Genomic DNA, 22,214 nt, shown 5'->3' with positions numbered 1-22,214 from the left:
TGTTGTTTAACCCATCACCTCAAGCCAGGCGCGACAACATTTCCTGCGCTTCACTCTTCTGCGTGGCATCGCCTTCGTTGAGGACTTCGCCGAGGATATCCCGGGCGCCATCGTCGTCGCCCATGTCGATGTAGGCCTGGGCCAGATCGAGCTTGGTCGCCACTTCGTTGGTGCCGCTGAGGAAGTCGAAATCCGGCTCGTCGTCAGCAGTCGCCAAGGCATCATCGGCCGTGAAGGTCGGCTGACCGAGGCTGTCGGACAAACGATCCAGCTCGGCGTTGACATCATCCAGCTCGGATTCGAAGGCATCCTTGGGCTGGTCATGGGCATCCATTTCGTCCGCCAGGGACAGGTCGAAATCCGCCGGCAGCTCAAGATCGTCGGCCGGGGTGTCGTTCAGGGCCGGCGTTTCGGCAGCCGGGACGTCAAGACCCTTGAGGTCATCCTCCAGGCCCAGCAGGAAGTCGTCATCCTCCAGGGCGGGTGCCGGAGCGTCGGCGCCCAGGTCCAGGTCGAACTCCGACAGGTCGTCGAGGCTTTCGTTGGCCTCGGTCTGCTGCTTGAGCACCGACTCGAAACTCAGGTCATCGTCTTCCGGAAACGCGTCCAGTTCGTTGAGCGGCTCGGGTGCCGGCGCTGCGGGCGTCGTATCAAAGTCGTCCAGGCTCAGGTCAAAAGCGTTGTCGAGTTCTTCATCGGTCGCCGGCTTGTCTTCCAGCAGTTCCTTGACGTACTGCGCATCCAGTTCGGCAGCCACGGCTGCGGCTGCCAGGCCTGCGCCAGCGGCGACCGCCATGGCTGGGAAACGGCTCTTGAGCTGTTCGACCTGGGCGTAGTTTTCACCATTGGCGACCAGTTGGCGTTCCTGGGCCACAAAGGCGTCTCGGTCGCCCTGTTGACCGTAGACCTCCATCAACTTCAAACGCAGATCGCTGCGCTGAGGCTCAGCCTTGATGCCTTGCTCCAGCAGATCGGCCGCCTGGTTCAAACGACCGCGATCGATGTGCGACTGGGCCTGAGGCAGAACGTCGTCGGAACGATCGGCGGCCGGGGCCACCAATGGTGCGGCAATGGGCGGCGTGACAATCACTGGCGCAATCACCGGAGCCGGCTTGGGCGCTGGCGCCGGGGCTGGCTTGGGTTCGAGTTTTACGCTAGGTGGTGGAACCTCAATGCCCTCGAAGCTGCTCGGGGGCAGATCGAGCTCCGGGGAGAAGTCGGCCTCCTCCTCGAGGGCTCGGGCCATGCGCAGATGTTTCTCCGCTTCCTGCTGGGCCTTGCGGCGACGGGCAAGCAGCAACAGAAGCAGCAACAGGATCAACGCGCCGCCGCCAATCAGCCCCAGGAGGATCGGATTGGTCAGCAGGTCGTTGTATTTCTTTTCATCGGAAGCGGCAGCTGTCGGCTCGACCGGTGCGGCGGGCGGCGTCGCTTCCGGGGCGGCCTCGGGTGCGGGTGTTGACACCGGTGGCTGCGCCGACGGCGCCGGGGTCAGCTCGGCCGACATCGTCGGGGTCGACTCGCCCGCAGGCGGTACAGCAGCGCCATCAGCCTGCATTTTCGCCAGTTGGTTGTTTTTCAGCTCGATCAGACGCTGCAGCTTGTCCAGTTGGCTCTGCAGGTCAGCCATACGGCTTTTCAGTTCTTCGTTGTCGCGACGAGCCGCATCCAGGCTCTCCTGAGTCACTGCAAGCTGGTTGCTCAGTGCCTGGGCATCACCGGCAGCGCCCTTGCCCTTGGCGCCCGCCTTCGCCGACTCGGCGGAGACCAGGCTCAGGTTGTCGCGCGCGGCGGCCTGGGCTGGCGCGCCCTCGGCAGCGCCCCGCTTGGTCGCGTCCAACTGTTGCCGGCCGTTACCCGCCACACCCCGACGCCCCTGGCGCCAGGCGGCGTTCTGTGCAGCCACTTCGGCGATGGCCTGGGGTTGCGGCAGCGCCGTGCTCTGCACCGGATCCGGCAGGCGCAACACCTGACCGGTCTTGAGCAGGTTGATATTGCCATTGATGAAGGCATTCGGGTTCAGCGCCTGAATCGCCAGCATGGTCTGTTGCACCGAACCGCCGTTGCGCACCTTGGCGGCGATTTCCCACAGGGTGTCGCGCGGCGTGGTGGTGTATTGGGACGGCTTGGTGGCCCCGGTGACCGGTGTGGAAACCGCTTGGGACGGCTTCGCCCGCGCAGCATCGGCGGCCTGCGGCGAGAATTTGGACGGATCGAGCAGCACGCTGTAGTCGCGCAGCAAGCGGCCGTTGGGCCACATCACCTGCACCAGGAACTTGACCATCGGCTCGGACAGCGGCCGGCTGGACGTCACCCGCAGGACACTGCGGCCGTTGGCGTTGATCACCGGGGTGAAGCTCAGGTCATTGAGGAAGGCTTGGCGGTCAATGCCCGCCTTGGCGAACTCTTCGGGAGGAGCCAGGCTCGGCACGACTTCGGCGGCGGTCAGTTGCTGGACATCGAGCAGCTCGATCTCGGCGACCAAAGGCTGGTTCGGCGGCGACTTCAGGGTCAACTCCCCGAGCCCGAGCGCTTGCGCCATACCGGAGGACAGCGCCGAGGCGGCCGCTATTGCTAACACCAGTTTGCGAACTTGAACCATAGCCTCTTCCTTTGTTTGAACATTCCTCGGCCAGCGAGAAGGTGTTGATGCCGCTGCCGTAAGGCATTGCGCGCAGCCCCGAAGCGACGGCGCGCGCGATCGTTTCACTCATGCCCGAGGACGCCCCGGGGAGGAGGTTCGCCTTCAGCACTCTGGCCAAGCATAGCGCCCAGCTAGACTCATTCGACAAATTGTTGCCAAGTATCTTTTACAGCAAGTCTTTTATCAACAACTCAGCCACCTGCACGGCATTGAGCGCCGCGCCCTTGCGCACGTTATCCGCCGTCAGCCACAGATTCAGTTCCGCCGGATCGTCCACGCCACCGCGCACACGCCCGACATAAACCACATCTTGGCCGACCGCATCGCCCACCGGCGTCGGGTAGTCACCCGCCTCCACCAGCTCAATTCCGGGCGCCGCCTCCAGGGCTGCGTTGACCTTCGCCAGGTCAACGGCGCTCGCGGACTGTACGGTCACGCTAAAGCTATCGCCGAAAAACACCGGCGCTTGAATGCAAGTGACGGAAATCTTTAACAAAGGTTGCGCAAGCACTTGGCGCAGCTCGTGGACCAGGCGCTTCTCCAGCAGCGTATGACCCTGCTCATCCGGGACACCGACCTGGGCCAGCAGGTTGAACGCCATCTGCCGATCGAAGAATTTCGGCTCCAGCGGACGGGCATTGAGCAACTCGGCGGTCTGGCGCGCCAACTCGCTCACCGCTGCGCGCCCCTGGGCGGAGACGGCGAGACTGGCGGTCAGGCTGATGCGTTGCAGGTCCAGGCAATCGCGCAGCGGCGCCAGCACCACGGCGAGCGCAGTGGCCGAGGCGCTGGGGCTGCTGACCTGGAACGGTTTGCTCAGGCCGGCCAGCAACCGGGCGTTGGCCTCTGGCACGATCTGCGGCGCCTGCTCCGGCGGCAGCGCGCCGGAGAGGTCGATCAGCGCACAACCGGCGGCCGTGGCGCGCGGGGCAAAACTCAGGGTGACCGCCGGGCCGGCGGCGAAGAACACCAGTTGGACCTTGCCGAAATCGAATTCATCGACCTCGCGCACCCGCACGTTCTTGCCGCGAAACAGCACCGAGCTTCCCGCCGATTCGCTGCTCGCCAGCAGGTGCAGGGTGCCGATCGGAAAATCCCGCTCTTCGAGGATCTGCACCAGGGTTTCGCCGACAGTACCGGTGGCGCCGATCACGGCAATATCAAAGGACTGGCTCATGGGTCTACCTCAGGTAAAACGTGGGGAGCGGCACTTTACCGGGTGGTTGGCGGGCAAGCAATTGGACACAAGAGAACTCGTGGCGAGGGAGCTTGCTCCCGCTCGGTTGCGTAGCAACCGCCAGAATTTTGGGGCTGCTGCGCAGCCCAGCGGGAGCAAGCTCCCTCGCCACGGGGATTTCACCAAACCAATATAAAAAAACCCGTGCCTCTCGCAAGGCACGGGTTCTTCAACAGCAGCAACCGATCAACGCTCGAGCAGGATCCGCAGCATGCGCCGCAGCGGCTCGGCCGCGCCCCACAGCAGCTGGTCGCCGACGGTGAACGCACCGACGAACTGCGAGCCCATGTTCAGTTTGCGCAGGCGGCCCACCGGCACGTTCAGGGTGCCGGTGACCTTGGTCGGGCTCAGCTCTTGAATGCTGGTTTCGCGGTTGTTCGGCACCAGCTTGACCCAAGGGTTGTGCTGGCTGATCAACCCTTCGATGTCGGCGATCGGCACGTCCTTGTTCAGCTTGATGGTCAGCGCCTGGCTGTGGCAGCGCATGGCGCCGATGCGCACACAGATGCCGTCCACCGGGATCGGGCTCTTGAAGCGACCGAGAATCTTGTTGGTTTCGGCCTGGGCCTTCCACTCTTCACGGCTCTGGCCGTTAGGCAGTTCCTTGTCGATCCACGGGATCAGGCTGCCAGCCAGCGGCACGCCGAAGTTCTCGGTCGGGTAGGCATCGCTGCGCATCGCCTCGGCGACCTTGCGGTCGATGTCGAGGATGGCGCTGGCCGGGTTGGCCAGGTCATCGGCGACAGCGGCGTGGGTCGCGCCCATCTGCTTGATCAGTTCGCGCATGTTCTGCGCGCCGGCACCGGAAGCCGCCTGATAGGTCATGGCGCTCATCCATTCCACCAGGCCAGCCTCGAACAGGCCACCCAGGCCCATCAGCATCAGGCTGACGGTGCAGTTGCCGCCGATGTAGTTCTTGGTGCCTGCGTCCAGTTGCTGGTCGATGACCTTGCGGTTGACCGGGTCGAGGATGATCACCGCGTCATCCTGCATGCGCAGGCTGGAAGCGGCGTCGATCCAGTAACCCTGCCAGCCGGCTTCACGCAGCTTGGGAAACACTTCGCTGGTGTAGTCGCCGCCCTGGCAGGTCAGGATCACGTCGAGGGTCTTGAGCTCTTCGATGCTGTAGGCATCCTTAAGCACACCGGTGTCCTTGCCCACGGACGGGCCCTGGCCACCGACGTTGGAGGTGGTGAAAAACACCGGCTCAATGAGATCGAAATCCTGCTCTTCCAGCATTCGCTGCATGAGCACGGAACCGACCATGCCGCGCCAACCGATCAGACCTACACGTTTCATCGCAACTACACCTATACAAAAGTGGGCCACCGTCGAAGCGGTGGGCCCGAAAGATTACAGATTCCGCAGCGCCGCGACTACTGCATCGCCCATTTGCTGCGTACCGACCTTGGTGCAACCTTGTGACCAGATGTCGCCGGTGCGCAAGCCCTGGTCCAGGACCACGCTGACGGCTTTTTCAATCGCGTCGGCGGCATCGTTCAAGTTGAAGCTGTAGCGCAGCATCATCGACACCGACAGGATGGTCGCCAACGGGTTGGCAATGCCCTGCCCGGCAATGTCCGGCGCCGAACCGTGGCACGGCTCGTACATGCCTTTGTTGTTGGCATCCAGGGAGGCCGACGGCAGCATGCCGATGGAACCGGTGAGCATCGACGCTTCGTCGGACAGGATGTCGCCGAACATGTTGTCGGTGACGATCACATCGAACTGCTTCGGCGCGCGCACCAGTTGCATCGCGGCGTTGTCGACGTACATGTGGCTCAGCTCGATGTCCGGATAATCCTTGGCCACCTGCTCGACCACTTCGCGCCACAGTTGGCTGGACGCCAGCACGTTGGCCTTGTCCACCGAGCACAGCTTCTTGCCACGCACGCGGGCCATGTCGAAGCCGACCCGGGCGATACGGCGGATTTCGCTTTCGCTGTACGGCAGGGTGTCGTAGGCCTGGCGCTCGCCGTTTTCCAGCTCACGGGTACCGCGCGGGGCACCGAAGTAGATACCGCCGGTCAGCTCACGCACGATGAGGATGTCCAGGCCGGAGACGATTTCCGGCTTCAGGCTCGATGCATCGGCCAGTTGCGGATAAAGGATCGCCGGACGCAGGTTGCCGAACAGGCCCAGTTGCGCGCGGATCTTCAGCAGCCCGCGCTCGGGGCGGATGTCGCGTTCGATCTTGTCCCATTTCGGCCCGCCCACGGCGCCCAGCAGCACGGCACCGGCGGCACGGGCACGGTCCAGGGTTTCATCTGCCAGCGGCACGCCGTGCTTGTCGATGGCGGCGCCACCGATCACGTCGTGGCTGAGTTCGAAGCCCAGGCCGTACTTGGCGTTCGCCAGCTCCAGGACCTTGACCGCCTCGGCCATGATTTCCGGGCCGATGCCATCACCTGGGAGAATCAGAATCTGCTTGCTCATGCTTTCCTCATTAACTGTCGGCGCCCTTGGGCTAGCCGGGAAAAATGCTATCGCTCGGCCCACAGCACCAGTACATCCGTACTGAACGATCCATCGGCCTCAATCTGAAAATATTCACGCACTTCATCGCCCATCGAGCGCTGCAGCTCGAGAATCGCCGCCCGCATTACCTCCGGAGTACGCATGCGCTCGACCCACGAACGGTATTCCAGGCGCAGACGCTGGCGCGAGGTGCTACGGGTGTGCAGTCCCGCGTCGCTGACCTGCTGCAACCACTCGGCAGCCGAATAGTCGCGCACATGGCTGGTGTCCCGCAGCACTTCGACGCTTTGCAGGTAGGTATCGAGCAGCGGCATGCCCGGCGACAGGATATCAATGAACGCCGCTACGCCGCCCGGCTTGAGCACCCGGCGCACCTCCCGCAAAGCCAGGCCCAGGTCACTCCAATGATGCGCCGAATAGCGGCTGAACACGAAGTCGAACTCGCCGTCGGCGAACGGCAGCCGCTCGGCGGCGCCACGTACCGTGCCGATATTGCCCAGGCCACGCTCGGCCGCCGCCGCGGCAACCACGTCGAGCATCTGCTGGGACAGGTCGTAGGCCACCACCTCGCCGGCCAGCGGCGCCACATGGAAGCTCACATGCCCGGCGCCACAGCCCAGGTCCAGCACACGGGCATTGGCGTGACCGGCCAGCTCGGCCAGTAGCAGCGCGAATTCGGCGCCCTGGGCGTGCACGGCGCTGCTCAGGTAGGCCGAGGCCTGTTCGCCGAATTGCTTTTGTACGACTTGGCTGTGGGCGGTGCTGGTCATGGGTACTTCCTTTTGGGATTGGAGCCTTGTGGTGTCAGTCTTGCCGTCTTCGCGAGCAGGCTCGCTCCCACAGAGGTTTTGTGAACGCCGCAAATCCAATGTGGGAGCGAGCCTGCTCGCGAAGAGGCCAGCACTGACTACATCAATCTCACATCAATCAAGCATCACGAAACAACCAAGGCTGGCTCGCCCGGTGCTTGGCTTCGAACGCGGCAATCGCCTCGCCGTCCTGCAGGGTCAGGCCGATGTCGTCCAGGCCGTTGAGCAGGCAGTGCTTGCGGAACGCGTCGATTTCAAAACCCAGCACCTTGCCGTCGGGACGGGTCACGGTCTGGGCCGCCAGGTCGATCTGCAGTTGATAGCCAGGGTTGGCCTCGACCTGCTGGAACAGCTCGTCCACTTCGGCATCGCTGAGAATGATCGGCAGCAGGCCGTTCTTGAAGCTGTTGTTGAAGAAGATGTCGGCGTAGCTCGGCGCGATGATGCTGCGAAAACCGTACTCTTCCAGGGCCCATGGCGCGTGCTCGCGGCTCGAGCCGCAACCGAAGTTCTCGCGGGCCAGCAATACGCTGGCGCCTTGGTAACGCGCGGCATTGAGCACGAAGTCCTTGTTCAACGGCCGCTTGGAGTTGTCCTGGTACGGCTGGCCCACATCCAGGTAACGCCATTCGTCAAACAGGTTCGGGCCGAAGCCGGTGCGTTTGATGGACTTCAGGAATTGCTTGGGGATGATCTGGTCGGTGTCGACGTTGGCACGATCCAAAGGCGCGACAAGACCGGTGTGCTGGGTGAAAGCTTTCATGCTGCGCTCCTTCAGATCAATTCGCGGACATCGACAAAACGGCCGTTGACGGCAGCGGCGGCGGCCATCGCCGGGCTCACCAGGTGCGTACGCCCACCGGCGCCCTGGCGGCCTTCGAAGTTTCGGTTGGACGTCGAGGCGCAGTGCTCGCCCGACTCCAGGCGATCCGGGTTCATCGCCAGGCACATCGAGCAGCCTGGCTCGCGCCATTCGAAACCGGCCTCGAGGAAAATCTTGTCCAGCCCTTCCGCTTCGGCCTGGGCTTTCACCAGCCCCGAGCCCGGCACCACGATCGCCTGCTTGATCGTCGAGGCAACCTTGCGGCCCTTGGCGATCACGGCTGCGGCGCGCAAGTCTTCGATCCGCGAGTTGGTGCAGGAACCGATGAACACACGGTCGAGCTGAATGTCGGTGATCGCCTGGTTGGCGCTCAGGCCCATGTATTTCAAGGCGCGGACGATGGAGTCACGCTTGACCAGGTCCATTTCCTTGGCCGGATCCGGCACGTTCTGGTCCACGGCCAGGACCATTTCCGGCGACGTGCCCCAGCTGACTTGCGGCTTGATCTGCGTCGCGTCGAGCTCGACCACGGTGTCGAACCTGGCGTCCGGGTCGGAGACCAGGTCTTTCCAGGCTTCGACCGCCATGTCCCATTCGGCGCCTTTCGGGGAGAACGGCCGGCCCTTGACGTATTCCACGGTTTTTTTCATCGGCAGCCACCAACCCGACGCGCGCGCCGGCTTCGATGGACATGTTGCAGATGGTCATGCGGCCTTCGACGGACAAATCGCGGATCGCGCTACCGGCGAATTCGATGGCGTGGCCGTTACCGCCGGCGGTGCCGATCTTGCCGATCACGGCCAGGACGATGTCCTTGGCGGTCACGCCGAAAGGCAGCTTGCCCTCGACGCGCACCAGCATGTTTTTCATTTTCTTGGCGACCAGGCACTGGGTAGCGAGCACGTGCTCGACCTCGGAGGTGCCGATACCGTGAGCCAGCGCACCGAAGGCGCCGTGGGTCGAAGTATGCGAGTCACCACAGACCACGGTCATGCCCGGCAAGGTCGCGCCCTGCTCCGGGCCGATCACGTGGACGATGCCCTGGCGGACGTCATTCATCTTGAATTCGACGATGCCGTATTCATCACAGTTGTCGTCAAGGGTCTGGACTTGCAGGCGCGAAACCTGGTCGGCGATGGCTTCGATGCCACCCTTGCGCTCCGGCGTGGTCGGCACGTTGTGGTCCGGGGTCGCGATGTTGGCATCGATGCGCCAAGGCTTGCGCCCGGCCAGACGCAGACCTTCGAAGGCTTGCGGCGAGGTCACTTCGTGAATGATGTGACGGTCGATGTAGATCAGCGCCGAGCCATCGTCGCGCTGCTTGACCAAATGCGAATCCCAGAGCTTGTCGTAGAGCGTTTTGCCGGCCATCAGACGGTTTCCTCATCAGCTTGTTTCTATGCCCTGGGTCCTGAGCGGATCAATAACCCCTTGGCTTGTGAGGCTGATGGTAAGAGGCTACATTAAATAACTCAAATTCATATTTTTCATGCTTTGCATAACCAACTGGAATCCGACCAGAAACGCCATGGACCTCGCCAAACTCAATGCCTTTATTGCCATTGCTGAAACCGGCAGTTTTTCCGGTGCCGGTGAACGCCTGCACCTGACGCAACCGGCCATCAGCAAGCGTATCGCCGGCCTCGAGCAGCAGCTCAACGTGCGCCTGTTCGACCGTCTGGGCCGGGAAGTGAGCCTGACCGAAGCCGGTCGGGCCCTGCTGCCACGGGCCTATCAGATCCTCAACGTGCTGGACGACACCCGCCGCGCCCTGACCAACCTGACCGGCGAAGTGACCGGGCGCCTGACCCTCGCCACCAGCCACCACATCGGCTTGCACCGCCTGCCACCGCTATTGCGGGAGTTCACCCGACGCTACCCCCAGGTGGCACTGGATATTCAGTTCCTGGATTCGGAAGTGGCCTACGAGGAAATTCTCCACGGCCGGGCGGAACTGGCGGTCATCACCCTGGCCCCCGAACCCCACACGCTGGTACGGGCCACGCCCGTGTGGGACGACCCGCTGGATTTTGTGGTGGCGCCGGAACACGCCCTGCTGGAAAACAGCGCCGTCAGCCTGGCGGACATTGCCCTTCATCCGGCGGTTTTCCCGGGAGGCAACACGTTTACCCACCACATCGTGCAGCGGCTGTTCGAAGCCCAGGGCCTGACGCCGAACATCGCAATGAGCACGAATTATCTGGAAACCATAAAGATGATGGTCTCCATCGGCCTGGCCTGGAGCGTTTTGCCGCGCACGATGCTTGATGATCAAGTAGCGCGTGTGCCTTTGCCGGGCATACAGCTCAGTCGCCAGCTAGGCTATATCCTGCACACCGAAAGGACGCTGTCGAACGCTGCACGGGCTTTCATGGCTCTATTGGACGCACAAATCGATCTGCCAGGGACAAGGGCATAAGTTGTGCTACTCCTACAGGGCCATTACGCCTGCGCCTAACACTCAACCGCCCAAGGCCCGCTAGAGAATGCCCAAACCCGCCGACCATACTCCGCCCCTGCCGCGTATCCAGGCGCTCGACCCGAAACGGTCGGAGCAAAGCTGGGAAAGCGCGCCACAGTTGCTCGCCGCCCTGAACGGAGCGCGGCTGGGGGCCTGGTCGTGGGACATCGATACCGGCCAGATCAGCTGGTCCCGAGGCACCCAGGCGTTGTTCGGCTTCGACCCGCGCCAGCCATTGCCGGCGGACGTCGACTACCTCGACCTGCTGCTGCCCGAGGATCGGGCCAGGGCCGTGCGGGCCTTCCATGCAGCCGTGTCCGGCGTGCCGCTGGAACAGGCGATGCACCACCGCATCGTCTGGCCCGATGGCAGCCTGCACTGGCTGGAAATCAGTGGCAGCGTACTGCCCGACAAGCATGGTCGCCCGCGCATGATCGGGGTAATCCGCGAAATCACCCACCAGCGCGAACGGGAACAGGCGCTGCGCAGCTCGGAGAAACGCTTCGCGACACTGTTCCACCTGTGCCCGAACATGGTCCTGCTGACCCGCCAGGAAGATGGGCTGATCAGCGAAGCCAACCAGTATTTCGAAAGCCTCTTCGGCTGGCCGGTCCACAATGTGATCGGCCGCACCACCCTGGAACTGGGCCTGTGGGTCGACCCCACGCAGCGCGCCAAACTGGTAGAGGCCACCAAGGCCAAGGGCGAGCTGGTGAGCATGGAAGTGCAATTCCGCGCCAGTAACGGCCAGGTCCACAACGGTATCCTCAGCGCCCAGAAAGTCGAACTCGAAGGCCAGCCTTATTTACTGAGCACCTTCCTCGACACCACCGAACGCAAACTTGCCGAACAGGCCCTCAAGGACAGCCAGGAGCGCCTGGACCTGGCCCTCGACTCGGCGCAACTGGGTACCTGGGACTGGCACATCCCCAGCGGCATGCTCTACGGCTCGGCCCGGGCCGCGCAGCTCCATGGCCTGGAGCCCCAGGCGTTCCACGAATCGTTCGATGCGTTTTTCGAGGGCGTGCCTACCGAAGAACGCAACAACATGCGCAACGCCTACCGCAGCCTGCGTGAAGGCCCGGCGGGCAATTACCAGCTGACCTACCGCGTACAACTGCCGGACGGCAGCTCGCGTTACCTGGAAAGTCGCGCCCGTCTCTACCGCAACGACGACGGCAGCCCGCTGCGCATGGCCGGCACCTTGCTCGACATCACCGACCAGGTGGAGCGCGAACAGAGCCTGGCGGCTTCGGAAGAAAAATTCGCCACGTTGTTCCAGGTCAGCCCCGATCCGATTTGCCTTACCCACCAGGACGACGGCACGTTCCTGGAAATAAACTCCAGTTTTACCCAGACATTCGGCTGGGCGGCCAATGATGTGCTGGGCCGCAGCGCCGACGAGATCGGCCTGTGGGAAGCTTCGGGCAGCAGCCTGCAGCGCATCGAACGGGTCATCCGCGAGCAGTCGCTGAGCAATGTCGCCATCGTCGTCCACCACAAGAACGGCCAGCCGCTGACCTGCGTGATCTCCAGCCGGCAGATCAGTGTCGGCAACCAGCCCTGCATCGTCACCACCCTGCGGGACATCACCCAGCAACAACGCTCCGAAGCGGCACTGAAAGCCAGCGAGGAAAAATTCGCCAAGGCATTCCACTCCAGCCCCGACGCGATCACCATTACCGAATGCGAAAGCGGCCGCTACCTTGAGGTCAACGATGGCTTCTGTCGCCTGACCGGTTACCGCGCCGACGAAGTCATCGGCCATACCGTCTACGAGGTCGGCATCTGGGCCGAAGAAAAGCAACGGACGGCGCTGCTCGCCGAATTGCAGCTCAAGGGCCGCGTTCTCCACCAGGAAATGCTCGGGCGCAACAAGCGCGGGGAAATCCTCACGGTGGAAGTATCGGTCGAGCCCATCACGCTCAACGAAACCGCATGCCTGCTGCTGACCGCCCGTGACGTGAGCCTGCTGCGCAACGCCGAGGCGCAGATTCGTCACCTCGCCTATCACGACCCGCTGACCAACCTGCCCAACCGCGCGCTGCTGCTGGACCGGCTCAGCCAGCAGATCGCCCTGCTCAAGCGCCATAACCTGCGCGGGGCGTTGCTGTTCCTCGACCTCGACCATTTCAAGCACATCAATGATTCGCTCGGCCATCCGGTTGGCGACACGGTGCTGAAGATCATCACCGCGCGCCTCGAAGCCAGCGTGCGCCTCGAAGACACCGTGGCGCGCCTGGGCGGCGATGAATTCGTCGTGCTCCTCAGCGGCCTGGAAGGCACGCGTAGCGCGGTCAGCCAGCAGGTGCAGACCCTGGCCGACACCCTTCGCGAACTGCTCTCCGAGCCGATGTTTCTCGATGGGCAACGACTGCAAGTCACCCCCAGCATCGGCATGGCGCTGATACCGGACCACGGCTCCACGCCCACTGACCTGCTCAAGCGCGCCGATATCGCCCTGTACCGCGCCAAGGATTCGGGACGCAATACCTCGCAGATGTTCCACGCCACCATGCAAAAAGCCGCCAGCGAACGGCTGCGCATGGAAACCGACCTGCGCCAGGCCCTGGCTCGCAACGAGTTCAGCGTGCATTTCCAGCCACAGGTCGATGCCCGGGACAACCGCATCGTCGGCGCCGAAGCGCTGGTGCGCTGGCATCATCCGGACCTGGGCGCGCAATCACCCAATGAGTTCATCAAGGTGCTGGAGGACAGCGGCCTGATCCTGGAAGTCGGCACCTGGATCCTCGACGAAGCCTGCGACGGCTTCAAACAACTGATCGCCAAGGGCAAGGTCGACCCCCGACGGTTCAAACTGTGCGTGAATATCAGCCCCCGGCAGTTCCGCCAGAGCGACTTCGTCGAGCGCATCGAAACCAGCCTCGCCAGCCATGGCCTGCCCTATTCCCTGCTGAAGCTGGAAATCACCGAAGGCATCGTGATCCACAACCTGGACGACACCATCGGCAAGATGCGCCGCCTGAAGAAATTGGGGGTGAGCTTTGCCATGGACGACTTCGGCACCGGTTATTCATCGCTGACTTACCTCAAGCGCCTGCCGGTGGACACGCTGAAAATCGACCAGTCGTTCGTACGTGACGCCACCAGTGACCCCAACGACGCCGAGATCATCCGCGCCATCGTCGCCATGGCCCGCAGCCTGAACCTGGAAATGATTGCCGAAGGCGTCGAGACGCTGGAGCAATTGAAGTTCCTGCAGGGGCTCGATTGTCATTTGTACCAGGGTTACCTGCACAGCCGGCCATTGCCGCTGGAGGCGTTCGAGCGGTTGTTGCCTTAGCTAGGAGCTTTTGTGGCGAGGGAGCTTGCTCCCGCTGGGGTGCGCAGCAGCCCTGAAACCTGCCACCTCGGTGTATCAGGTCGGTTTGAGTCGTACCATTTGGGGCCGCTTCGCGGCCCAGCGGGAGCAAGCTCCCTCGCCACAATTTATCCTTCACTGCTTGCCAAGACAAAAAAGGGCGCCATTCGGCGCCCTTCTTCAACTGCGATGCATCAATTTTCCAGCGCGGCTTGCTGTTGCGCACCGTTGATCGGGATGCGCTTGGCTTTCGCCTCTTCCGGCACCACACGCAACAGGTCAATGCTCAACAGACCGTTGCTCAGGCCGGCGGATTTGATCTCGATATGATCCGCCAACCGGAAGGACAGCTTGAACGCACGCTGGGCGATGCCCTGGTGCAGGAAGGTGACGCTGTCGTTGCTGGCCTCGCGCTTGCCGCCGCTGATGGTCAGCACACCTTTTTCCACTTGCAGGTCCAGGTCCTCTTCGCGGAAACCGGCGGCGGCGACTACGATGCGGTATTCGTCATCGCCATGTTTTTCCACGTTATAGGGTGGATAGCTGCTGCCCGGTTCGTTACGCAGCGCGGTTTCGAACAGGTCGTTGAAACGGTCGAAGCCCACCGAGGAACGGAACAGAGGGGCCAGCGAAAATGCAGTACTCATGATTCAAATCTCCTGAAAGTTCAGCAAGGTTTTTTGTCTCCGCGACCCGAATTCGGCATCGCGTACTCCCTATCTAGGGACCACCAAATACTTTTCAAGAGCTTTTTCGGAAATTTTTTCAGGCCGCTTCCGTGCGCTGCACACCCAGCAAACGACCCACTGCGTCCAGGTCGGTTTCCCGGCGCAGGGCACTGAACAGCTCGACCGCCTCGGGGTAATTACGGGTCAGCATCGCCAGCCATTGCTTCAACCGACCGGGTGCCTGGCGTGGCGTCAGTTGCTCGACCACTTGCATCCAGAAGTCCTGGAGCATCGGCTGCAGTTCAGCCCAGGACATCTCGACCACCTCCTCGCCGGCCCGGGCGGCGGCGATCTGCCGGGCCAGGTCAGGGCGGGAAACCAGGCCGCGGCCGAGCATGATGTCTTCGACGCCGCTGATTTCCCGGCAACGACGCCAGTCCTCTACGCTCCAGATATCGCCATTGGCAAACACCGGCACCTTGACCACGTCCTGGACCCGCGGAATCCATTCCCAGTGGGCCGGCGGCTTGTAGCCATCAACCTTGGTCCGCGCATGCACGACGATGTGCGCCGCGCCGCCCTCGGCCAGGGCCGTGGCGCAGACCAGCGCACCGTCCGGGCTGTCGAAGCCCAGGCGCATCTTGGCGGTGACGGGGATGTGTTTCGGCACCGCGCGGCGGACATGCTCGACGATCTGGTTGAGCAGCTCCGGTTCCTTGAGCAACACCGCCCCGCCCCGGGATTTGTTCACCGTCTTGGCCGGGCAACCGAAATTCAGGTCGATGACTTCCGAGCCCAGCTCACAGGCCAACGCGGCGTTTTCCGCCAGGCACACCGGATCGGAACCCAGCAATTGCACCCGCAACGGCACGCCGGCAGCCGTCCTGGCACCGGTCAGCAGTTCAGGGCCGAGCTTATGGAAATAGGCCGGCGTGAGCAGACGGTCGTTGACGCGGATGAACTCGGTGACACACCAGTCGATACCGCCAACACGGGTCAGGACGTCCCGCAGGATGTTGTCGACCAACCCCTCCATGGGCGCCAGGGCAATTTGCATGGAAAACACACTCAACGAAAAAACGTGCGGCAGTTTAGCGGATTTTGCTCGCCTATCCGGCATTCACCACAAAACCTGTGAGGTGCCCAAAAACTTGAGCTCACCACTTTTCACTGTGGGAGCGAGCCTGCTCGCGAAAGCGGTGGGTCAGCTTGCAAAGCTGTTGGATGTTTCGCCGCCTTCGCGAGCAGGCTCGCTCCCACAGGGGTTCAGCGCCACTGCGTAGCCCTCGATAAACTCCGGCGGCATGCGCTTGGGCCTGCCGGTGGACAGTTCGATGCAGACAAATGTGGTCTGGGCGCGCAGCAATGTGGCGTTATCACTGGGGCGAACCAATTGAAAGTGTCGGGTCATTTTCAGCCGCTGATCCCAGTCGACGATCCAGGTCGCCAACTGCAACTCGTCGCCTTCATAAGCCGCCGCCAGGTAATCGATCTCATGCCGCACCACCGCCATGGCCCGGTCAAGCCGGCGGTACTCCACCAGGTCCAGGCCCAGGCGCTGGGAATGGCGCCACGCGCAGCGCTCCAGCCAGGTAACGTACACCGCATTATTGGCGTGACCCAGCCCGTCGATGTCTTCGGCATTCACTTGAAGATCAATGATGAACGGCGTTGCCCGATCCCAGCCCATGCCCGTCTCCCGGTCGAATTTGGATCGGCGCAGTGTACCGGAAGCTCAGGCCGACTGCCGCGCCTGCAGGCTGCGTCCGGCCAGCAGTGATAACACACCATCAATGACCCGGGGATCGGCCAGTACCCGTTGATGCCCGCCCTGGCCCAGGCGCAGCAAGCGGCTGTCGAACCAGGCTTCGTGGATCAGTTGTGATTCCTTGACCGATACCGACGTATCGTCCTCGGCGTGGACAATCAAGCCCGGAATATCCAGCTGATATTGCGCGACATCCATCTTCGAAGCCTGCATGCCGACGTCCTGCTCCACCTGGCGAATAAAGGCCGAACGCGCCCTGGGCGGCAGCCCCATCATCCGGGCGAAGCCACGCAGGACGCCGAGGATACGCGCCGGCGCGGCGATGCTGACCAGTGTCTCGGTCCGCAACCCAAGCTGAACCGCCAGCATGGCACTGGCGCCGCCCATGGAGTGGCCGATCACCGCTTGCAACGGCGGCAACTCGGCTGCGGCTTCAAGCATCGCCCTGGCGAACAGCAGCACATTGGCCTCGCGACCCGGCGAGCGACCATGGGCCGGCCCATCCAGCGCCACCACCGTATAACCGGCCTCCACCAGCGCGTTGATCAGTGCCGCGAACTGCGTCGGGCGCCCTTCCCAGCCGTGCATCAGCAGCACCGCCGGGCCTTTGCCCCAGCGCAACGCAGACAGGCCGAAGCGCAAGGTGATGCGCTCGGACGAGGCCAGCAATGGCAGCTCCCAGTCCCGCGGCGGCAGGGCCCGAGGACTCATGAACACCCTGCGCATTTGTTTCGCTACCAGGCGCGGGGCTATCCGGCCAAGCGTGCCATTGACACCACGAGTCCAGCTCAACCTGTCCATGCTCATCTCCAGGGCTTGCGCCTTAGCTCAGCGCACCGCCGACTTGGCGGCGCGCAGCAAACGATCCGATAACTCGCCCGGGCCCAACGCCCGGGCCAGGGCCAGGCCGCCGACCATCAAGGCAATGTCGGCCAGGGCTTTATCCGCATCCTCGGGGCTGGCGGCCAACTGCGCGACCATCAGCTCGATATGCTCACTGAGAACCTCACGAAACGCGTCCGGCAGTCGCCCGAGCTCGCCGACCGAGGCCGGGATCGGGCACGCCTGCTCGGTGGAATCACGATGTTTGCGCGACAGGTAGAACGCCGCGACCAACGCGCGCCGCTCTTCGCCTGTCAGCTCGGCATCCATGTCGGCGATCAGGCCACGGCGGCGATTGAGCAGTTGCTTGAACGCCTCCAGCATCAAGGCGTCCTTGCTTTCGAAGTGGGCATAAAAACCGCCCACCGTCAGCCCTGCCGCGCCCATCACCTCGCCCACGCTCGGCTCGGCCGGCCCGCGCTGGATCAGCGCATCGCTGGCGGCCTTGAGAATGCGTTCACGGGTTTGTGCTTTTTTATCGCTCATCGTTGCCTCCGAATATTACGATTGAAATATTATTCTCATAATAATTTTCCGCAAGCGAAATTTTCACCGCTGGTCGGAAGGATTCATCGAGGATAAGGGAATTGGCTGAACGCCAGACAAACAAAAGGGCCATTCAAGAATTGAATGACCCTTATAAAATCCCGCAGAGCGGGTAATCGTGGCGTCCCCTAGGGGACTCGAACCCCTGTTACCGCCGTGAAAGGGCGGTGTCCTAGGCCACTAGACGAAGGGGACACAAACCTTCTGAACATGATCAGCGCTGAGAACTGATCGCTTCAAGGCCGGTGTGGCCAGACCTCGAAGTGTAAATTGGTGGAGCTAGACGGGATCGAACCGTCGACCTCTTGCATGCCATGCAAGCGCTCTCCCAGCTGAGCTATAGCCCCGGATTTTTCGCCTCGCGGCGGAGCGACATCCTGCTGCAACATCGCTTCTGTAAAACTGGCGTCCCCTAGGGGACTCGAACCCCTGTTACCGCCGTGAAAGGGCGGTGTCCTAGGCCACTAGACGAAGGGGACGCAAACCCTTCTAACATCTGATCAACGCTGAGTGTTGATCGCTTCAAGACCAGTGTGGCCAGGCCTTGAAGTGTAAATTGGTGGAGCTAGACGGGATCGAACCGTCGACCTCTTGCATGCCATGCAAGCGCTCTCCCAGCTGAGCTATAGCCCCTCATCGCTGAGGACGGGGCGAATCTTAAGGGCGTATCCGAGGGCTGTCAAATTTATTTTCAACAAAATTGAAAATTTTTTGCCGGGATAACAATCACTTACCGACAAACCCCGGAAAACCGGGGTATGCCTTGTTCCATCGACCGCTCAGGCAATCGCGCCCAGCAGTTTTTCCCACTCCTTGTTCTCCTTCTTCGACACGCCACCGAGCAGATCAATGGCCTGGCGCAGACGGAAACGGGTCAGGTCCGGCCCGAGGATTTCCATCGCATCGAGCACCGACACCGAGCTCGCCTGGCCGGTGATCGCGGCAAACATCAGCGGCATCGCATCGCGCAATTTCAGCTCCAGGTGTTCAACCACCGCCTGGATGGTCGCGGTGATGCTGTCCTTTTCCCACTGGCGCAGGCTTTCCAGCTTCCACAGGATCAACTGCATCAACTGCCGCACCTGATCGCCGGAGAGCTTCTTCGATTCGAACAGCTTCACATCCGGGGTCACGCCGCCGGCAAAAAAGAACCCGGCCAATGGCGCGATCTGGCTGAAGGTCTCTACCCTGCCCTGCACGTGCGGGGCGATCTTCATCATGTACTCGGGGTTGAACGCCCACTTCTGCACCCGCGCGGCAAACTCTTCCACCGGCAGGTCGCGCAGCCACTGGCCGTTGAGCCAGGACAGCTTCTCGACGTCGAAGATCGGCCCGCCCAGGGAGACGCGGGACAGGTCGAAGTGCTCGACCATCTCCTCCAGCGAGAACTTTTCCCGCTCGTCCGGCATCGACCAGCCCATGCGGCCCAGGTAGTTGAGCATCGCCTCGGGCATGAAGCCCATGCGCTCGTAGAAGGTCACCGAGGTCGGATTCTTGCGCTTGGACAGCTTGCTCTTGTCCGGGTTACGCAGCAGCGGCATGTAGCACAACTGCGGTTGCTCCCAGCCGAAGTACTCATAGAGCAGGATCAGTTTCGGTGCCGAGGGCAGCCATTCTTCGCCGCGCAGCACATGGGTGATGCCCATCAGATGGTCGTCGACCACGTTGGCCAGGAAGTACGTCGGCAGGCCGTCGGTCTTCATCAGCACTTGCATGTCCATGCGGTCCCATGGGATCTCGACATCGCCACGCAACATGTCCGGCACCACGCAGACGCCCTCGCTCGGCACCTTCATGCGGATCACATGAGGCTCGCCCGCGGCCAGGCGACGGTCGACTTCTTCTTTCGACAGCAGCAGCGCACGGCCGTCGTAGCGCGGGGTCTCGCCCCGGGCGATTTGCTCGGCGCGCATCTGGTCCAATTCTTCGGCGGTGCAGAAGCAAGGAAACGCGTGGCCCATGTCCACCAGCTGCTGGCAGTACTGCTTGTAGATCTCGCCACGCTCGCTCTGGCGGTACGGACCGTGCGGCCCGCCGACGTCCGGACCTTCGCTCCAGTCGATGCCGAGCCAGCGCAGGGCGTCGAATATCTGCTGTTCCGACTCGCGGGTCGAACGCAACTGATCGGTGTCCTCGATCCGCAGGATGAACTCACCGCCGTGCTGCTTGGCAAAGCAATAGTTGAACAAGGCGATGTAAGCGGTGCCGACATGGGGATCGCCAGTAGGCGAAGGCGCGATGCGGGTACGGACGGTGGTCATGGCATGTCTCGGAAAGAATATAAAAGCGAAGATGAAACAGGGGGCGAATGGTAACAGGCGATGGTGGGGGGGCTCCAGTGAGCGCAGGATTTGTGTGGCAGTCGTCAGACCGAGTCGCGGCCATCGCGAGCAAGCTCGCTCCCACAGGGAACCAGGTTGTCCGGGCTGGACACGGTCCAATGTGGGAGCGAGCTTGCTCGCGATGAGGTCCTAGGCATCGCCACAAAACCTCAGACAGTCAGCAACCGCTCACGCAACTTGCCGATCTCGTCACGCAACTGCGCCGCTGCTTCGAACTCCAGGTCCCGGGCGAGCTGGTACATCTTCTCTTCCAACTGCCGGATACGCTTGGTGATTTCGCTCGGCGAGCGCAGTTCGGCTTCGTAGCGGGCGCTCTCTTCGGCGGCCTTGGCCATGCCCTTGCGCTTCTTGCTGCGCGAACCGGGCACGGTGGCGCCTTCCATGATGTCGGCGACATCCTTGAACACGCCCTTGGGCGTGATGCCATTGGCCAGGTTGAAAGCGATCTGCTTGTCGCGACGGCGTTCGGTCTCGCCGATGGCGCGCTCCATCGAGCCGGTGATGCGATCGGCATACAGGATCGCCCGGCCGTTGAGGTTACGCGCCGCGCGACCGATGGTCTGGATCAACGAGCGCTCGGAGCGCAGGAAACCTTCCTTGTCCGCGTCGAGAATCGCCACCAGCGACACCTCGGGCATGTCCAGGCCTTCGCGCAGCAGGTTGATCCCCACCAGCACATCGAAGGTGCCCAGGCGCAGGTCGCGGATGATCTCGACCCGCTCCACCGTATCGATATCCGAGTGCAGGTAACGCACCCGCACGCCGTGGTCGGCGAGGTAGTCGGTGAGGTCTTCGGCCATGCGCTTGGTCAGCGTGGTCACCAGCACCCGCTCCTCCACCGCCACGCGCTTGGTGATCTCCGAGAGCAGGTCATCGACCTGAGTCAGCGCCGGGCGCACCTCGACCTGCGGGTCCACCAGCCCGGTCGGCCGCACCACTTGCTCGACCACCCGTCCGGCGTGCTCGGCTTCGTAGTTGCCGGGCGTGGCCGAGACGAAAATCGTCTGCGGGCTCACGCCTTCCCATTCGTCGAAGCGCATCGGCCGGTTATCCAGCGCCGAGGGCAGGCGGAAGCCATATTCCACCAGGGTTTCCTTGCGCGAACGGTCGCCTTTGTACATGGCCCCGACCTGAGGCACGCTGACGTGGGATTCGTCGATCACCAGCAGGGCATCGGCCGGCAAATAGTCATACAACGTGGGCGGCGGCGCACCCGCCGGACGACCCGACAGGTAGCGCGAGTAGTTCTCGATGCCGTTGCAGTAGCCCAGCTCCAGGATCATTTCCAGGTCGAACCGGGTCCGCTGCTCCAGACGCTGGGCTTCCACCAGTTTGTTGTTCGAACGCAGGTATTCCAGGCGTTCCTGCAACTCGGCCTTGATGCCCTCGATGGCGCCCAACAGGGTTTCCCGCGGCGTCACGTAGTGGCTCTTGGGGTAGAACGTGAAGCGTGGCAGTTTGCGGATCACCTCGCCGGTCAGCGGATCGAACGCCGAGATGCTCTCCACCTCGTCATCGAACAGCTCGATACGAATCGCTTCCAGGTCCGATTCGGCCGGATAGATGTCGATCACATCGCCGCGCACCCGAAACGTGGCCCGGGCGAAGTCCATGTCGTTGCGGGTGTATTGCAAGTCCGCCAGGCGCCGGAGCAAGGCGCGCTGGTCGAGTTTGTCGCCACGATCCACGTGCAGGACCATTTTCAGATAGGTTTCCGGGCTGCCCAGACCGTAGATGCACGACACCGTGGTGACGATGATGGCGTCCTTGCGCTCAAGCAACGCTTTGGTCGCCGACAGCCGCATCTGTTCGATGTGGTCGTTGATCGAGGCGTCCTTCTCGATGAAGGTGTCCGACGAAGGCACATAAGCCTCGGGCTGGTAGTAGTCGTAGTAGGAGACGAAATACTCGACCGCGTTGTTCGGGAAAAACGCCTTGAACTCGCCATACAACTGCGCCGCCAGGGTCTTGTTCGGCGCCAGCACCAGGGTCGGCCGCTGCACCTGGGCGATCACGTTGGCGATACTGAACGTCTTGCCCGAGCCGGTCACACCGAGCAAGGTCTGGTGCGCCAGCCCGGCCTCGATGCCTTCCACCATCAGGCGGATGGCTTCCGGCTGGTCGCCGGCGGGCTGGAAGCGAGTGACTAGCTGGAATTCAGACATGACATAACCCCTGGGTTCACTCCCGTCGGCCAGGCGACAGGAACGAGAAAGACCGAAACGACTGACGTC

At 62.6% G+C, this 22,214-nt stretch carries 15 protein-coding genes, 4 tRNA genes and 1 pseudogene; 2 read left to right on the top strand and 18 right to left on the bottom strand.

Annotation, left to right across the window (positions count from 1 at the left end):
• Positions 1-19: 19 nt before the first annotated feature.
• From M1E16_RS08765 to leuC, 7 genes and pseudogenes are all read right to left on the bottom strand, one after another.
• On the bottom strand, positions 20-2,602 hold the full coding sequence (locus M1E16_RS08765) for a FimV/HubP family polar landmark protein (protein WP_458129660.1): 2,583 nt from the start codon (positions 2,600-2,602) through the stop codon (positions 20-22).
• 208 nt (positions 2,603-2,810) lie between these two features.
• Positions 2,811-3,821: an aspartate-semialdehyde dehydrogenase gene (locus tag M1E16_RS08760; RefSeq protein ID WP_458129659.1), complete on the bottom strand. Its 1,011-nt coding sequence runs from the start codon at positions 3,819-3,821 to the stop codon at positions 2,811-2,813.
• A 246-nt stretch (positions 3,822-4,067) separates the two neighbouring features.
• Positions 4,068-5,180 carry an aspartate-semialdehyde dehydrogenase gene (gene asd / locus M1E16_RS08755; RefSeq protein ID WP_434569212.1) on the bottom strand — a complete coding sequence of 371 codons (1,113 nt, stop codon included), beginning with the start codon at positions 5,178-5,180 and terminating at the stop codon, positions 4,068-4,070.
• A 54-nt stretch (positions 5,181-5,234) separates the two neighbouring features.
• A complete protein-coding gene (gene leuB, locus M1E16_RS08750; RefSeq protein WP_458129658.1) occupies positions 5,235-6,317 on the bottom strand; it encodes a 3-isopropylmalate dehydrogenase in 1,083 nt (360 codons plus the stop codon).
• Between the two features lie 47 nt (positions 6,318-6,364).
• A complete protein-coding gene (locus M1E16_RS08745; RefSeq protein WP_458129657.1) occupies positions 6,365-7,129 on the bottom strand; it encodes a class I SAM-dependent methyltransferase in 765 nt (254 codons plus the stop codon).
• Between the two features lie 157 nt (positions 7,130-7,286).
• The gene (gene leuD, locus M1E16_RS08740; protein ID WP_434624928.1) at positions 7,287-7,931 is read right to left on the bottom strand and encodes a 3-isopropylmalate dehydratase small subunit; all 645 of its coding nucleotides are present in this window, start codon (positions 7,929-7,931) and stop codon (positions 7,287-7,289) included.
• 11 nt (positions 7,932-7,942) lie between these two features.
• A pseudogene (gene leuC / locus M1E16_RS08735) lies at positions 7,943-9,362 on the bottom strand (3-isopropylmalate dehydratase large subunit).
• Positions 9,363-9,519: 157 nt separating this feature from the next.
• Between leuC and M1E16_RS08730 the strand changes: the two are divergent.
• Both M1E16_RS08730 and M1E16_RS08725 read left to right on the top strand, forming a co-directional pair.
• Positions 9,520-10,410 carry a LysR family transcriptional regulator gene (locus M1E16_RS08730; RefSeq protein WP_458129656.1) on the top strand — a complete coding sequence of 297 codons (891 nt, stop codon included), beginning with the start codon at positions 9,520-9,522 and terminating at the stop codon, positions 10,408-10,410.
• Positions 10,411-10,477: 67 nt separating this feature from the next.
• Positions 10,478-13,756 carry an EAL domain-containing protein gene (locus M1E16_RS08725; RefSeq protein ID WP_434695296.1) on the top strand — a complete coding sequence of 1,093 codons (3,279 nt, stop codon included), beginning with the start codon at positions 10,478-10,480 and terminating at the stop codon, positions 13,754-13,756.
• Positions 13,757-13,968: 212 nt separating this feature from the next.
• Here M1E16_RS08725 and M1E16_RS08720 read toward each other — a convergent pair whose 3' ends face one another.
• The 11 genes from M1E16_RS08720 to uvrB all read right to left on the bottom strand — a co-directional run bounded on the left by M1E16_RS08720 (position 13,969) and on the right by uvrB (position 22,145).
• Positions 13,969-14,421: an Hsp20 family protein gene (locus M1E16_RS08720; protein ID WP_434569217.1), complete on the bottom strand. Its 453-nt coding sequence runs from the start codon at positions 14,419-14,421 to the stop codon at positions 13,969-13,971.
• Between the two features lie 118 nt (positions 14,422-14,539).
• Positions 14,540-15,499 (bottom strand): tRNA dihydrouridine synthase, encoded by a 960-nt coding sequence (locus M1E16_RS08715; protein WP_458129655.1) that lies wholly within the window; start codon positions 15,497-15,499, stop codon positions 14,540-14,542.
• A 147-nt stretch (positions 15,500-15,646) separates the two neighbouring features.
• The gene (locus M1E16_RS08710) at positions 15,647-16,132 is read right to left on the bottom strand and encodes an acyl-CoA thioesterase (protein ID WP_434624934.1); all 486 of its coding nucleotides are present in this window, start codon (positions 16,130-16,132) and stop codon (positions 15,647-15,649) included.
• Between the two features lie 45 nt (positions 16,133-16,177).
• Entirely contained in the window at positions 16,178-17,011 is an 834-nt protein-coding gene (locus M1E16_RS08705) for an alpha/beta fold hydrolase (protein ID WP_458129654.1), read from the bottom strand.
• Positions 17,012-17,038: 27 nt separating this feature from the next.
• A complete protein-coding gene (locus M1E16_RS08700) occupies positions 17,039-17,578 on the bottom strand; it encodes a TetR/AcrR family transcriptional regulator (protein ID WP_305495839.1) in 540 nt (179 codons plus the stop codon).
• 179 nt (positions 17,579-17,757) lie between these two features.
• Positions 17,758-17,833 (bottom strand) — tRNA-Glu (locus tag M1E16_RS08695).
• A 76-nt stretch (positions 17,834-17,909) separates the two neighbouring features.
• Positions 17,910-17,985, bottom strand: a tRNA-Ala gene (locus M1E16_RS08690).
• A 56-nt stretch (positions 17,986-18,041) separates the two neighbouring features.
• Positions 18,042-18,117: transfer RNA gene (locus tag M1E16_RS08685), tRNA-Glu, on the bottom strand.
• A gap of 78 nt (positions 18,118-18,195) precedes the next feature.
• Positions 18,196-18,271 (bottom strand) — tRNA-Ala (locus M1E16_RS08680).
• 146 nt (positions 18,272-18,417) lie between these two features.
• Positions 18,418-19,899: a glutamate--tRNA ligase gene (gltX, locus tag M1E16_RS08675; protein WP_458129653.1), complete on the bottom strand. Its 1,482-nt coding sequence runs from the start codon at positions 19,897-19,899 to the stop codon at positions 18,418-18,420.
• A 230-nt stretch (positions 19,900-20,129) separates the two neighbouring features.
• Positions 20,130-22,145, bottom strand: a complete 2,016-nt coding sequence (uvrB, locus tag M1E16_RS08670; protein WP_434569222.1) for an excinuclease ABC subunit UvrB — start codon at positions 22,143-22,145, stop codon at positions 20,130-20,132.
• Positions 22,146-22,214 lie beyond the last annotated feature (69 nt).

This window comes from Pseudomonas sp. Z2-11 (assembly GCF_054161305.1).
This window is presented reverse-complemented; position numbering and strand designations above follow the sequence as displayed.

What these genes read in the sequence shown, in the direction of transcription:
- M1E16_RS08765 (WP_458129660.1), bottom strand. Translation starts at nt 2,602, where the DNA reads ATGGTTCAAGTTCGCAAACTGGTGTTAGCAATAGCGGCCGCCTCGGCG.
- M1E16_RS08760 (WP_458129659.1), bottom strand. Translation starts at nt 3,821, where the DNA reads ATGAGCCAGTCCTTTGATATTGCCGTGATCGGCGCCACCGGTACTGTC.
- asd (WP_434569212.1), bottom strand. Translation starts at nt 5,180, where the DNA reads ATGAAACGTGTAGGTCTGATCGGTTGGCGCGGCATGGTCGGTTCCGTG.
- leuB (WP_458129658.1), bottom strand. Translation starts at nt 6,317, where the DNA reads ATGAGCAAGCAGATTCTGATTCTCCCAGGTGATGGCATCGGCCCGGAA.
- M1E16_RS08745 (WP_458129657.1), bottom strand. Translation starts at nt 7,129, where the DNA reads ATGACCAGCACCGCCCACAGCCAAGTCGTACAAAAGCAATTCGGCGAA.
- leuD (WP_434624928.1), bottom strand. Translation starts at nt 7,931, where the DNA reads ATGAAAGCTTTCACCCAGCACACCGGTCTTGTCGCGCCTTTGGATCGT.
- M1E16_RS08730 (WP_458129656.1), top strand. Translation starts at nt 9,520, where the DNA reads ATGGACCTCGCCAAACTCAATGCCTTTATTGCCATTGCTGAAACCGGC.
- M1E16_RS08725 (WP_434695296.1), top strand. Translation starts at nt 10,478, where the DNA reads ATGCCCAAACCCGCCGACCATACTCCGCCCCTGCCGCGTATCCAGGCG.
- M1E16_RS08720 (WP_434569217.1), bottom strand. Translation starts at nt 14,421, where the DNA reads ATGAGTACTGCATTTTCGCTGGCCCCTCTGTTCCGTTCCTCGGTGGGC.
- M1E16_RS08715 (WP_458129655.1), bottom strand. Translation starts at nt 15,499, where the DNA reads ATGCAAATTGCCCTGGCGCCCATGGAGGGGTTGGTCGACAACATCCTG.
- M1E16_RS08710 (WP_434624934.1), bottom strand. Translation starts at nt 16,132, where the DNA reads ATGGGCTGGGATCGGGCAACGCCGTTCATCATTGATCTTCAAGTGAAT.
- M1E16_RS08705 (WP_458129654.1), bottom strand. Translation starts at nt 17,011, where the DNA reads ATGGACAGGTTGAGCTGGACTCGTGGTGTCAATGGCACGCTTGGCCGG.
- M1E16_RS08700 (WP_305495839.1), bottom strand. Translation starts at nt 17,578, where the DNA reads ATGAGCGATAAAAAAGCACAAACCCGTGAACGCATTCTCAAGGCCGCC.
- gltX (WP_458129653.1), bottom strand. Translation starts at nt 19,899, where the DNA reads ATGACCACCGTCCGTACCCGCATCGCGCCTTCGCCTACTGGCGATCCC.
- uvrB (WP_434569222.1), bottom strand. Translation starts at nt 22,145, where the DNA reads ATGTCTGAATTCCAGCTAGTCACTCGCTTCCAGCCCGCCGGCGACCAG.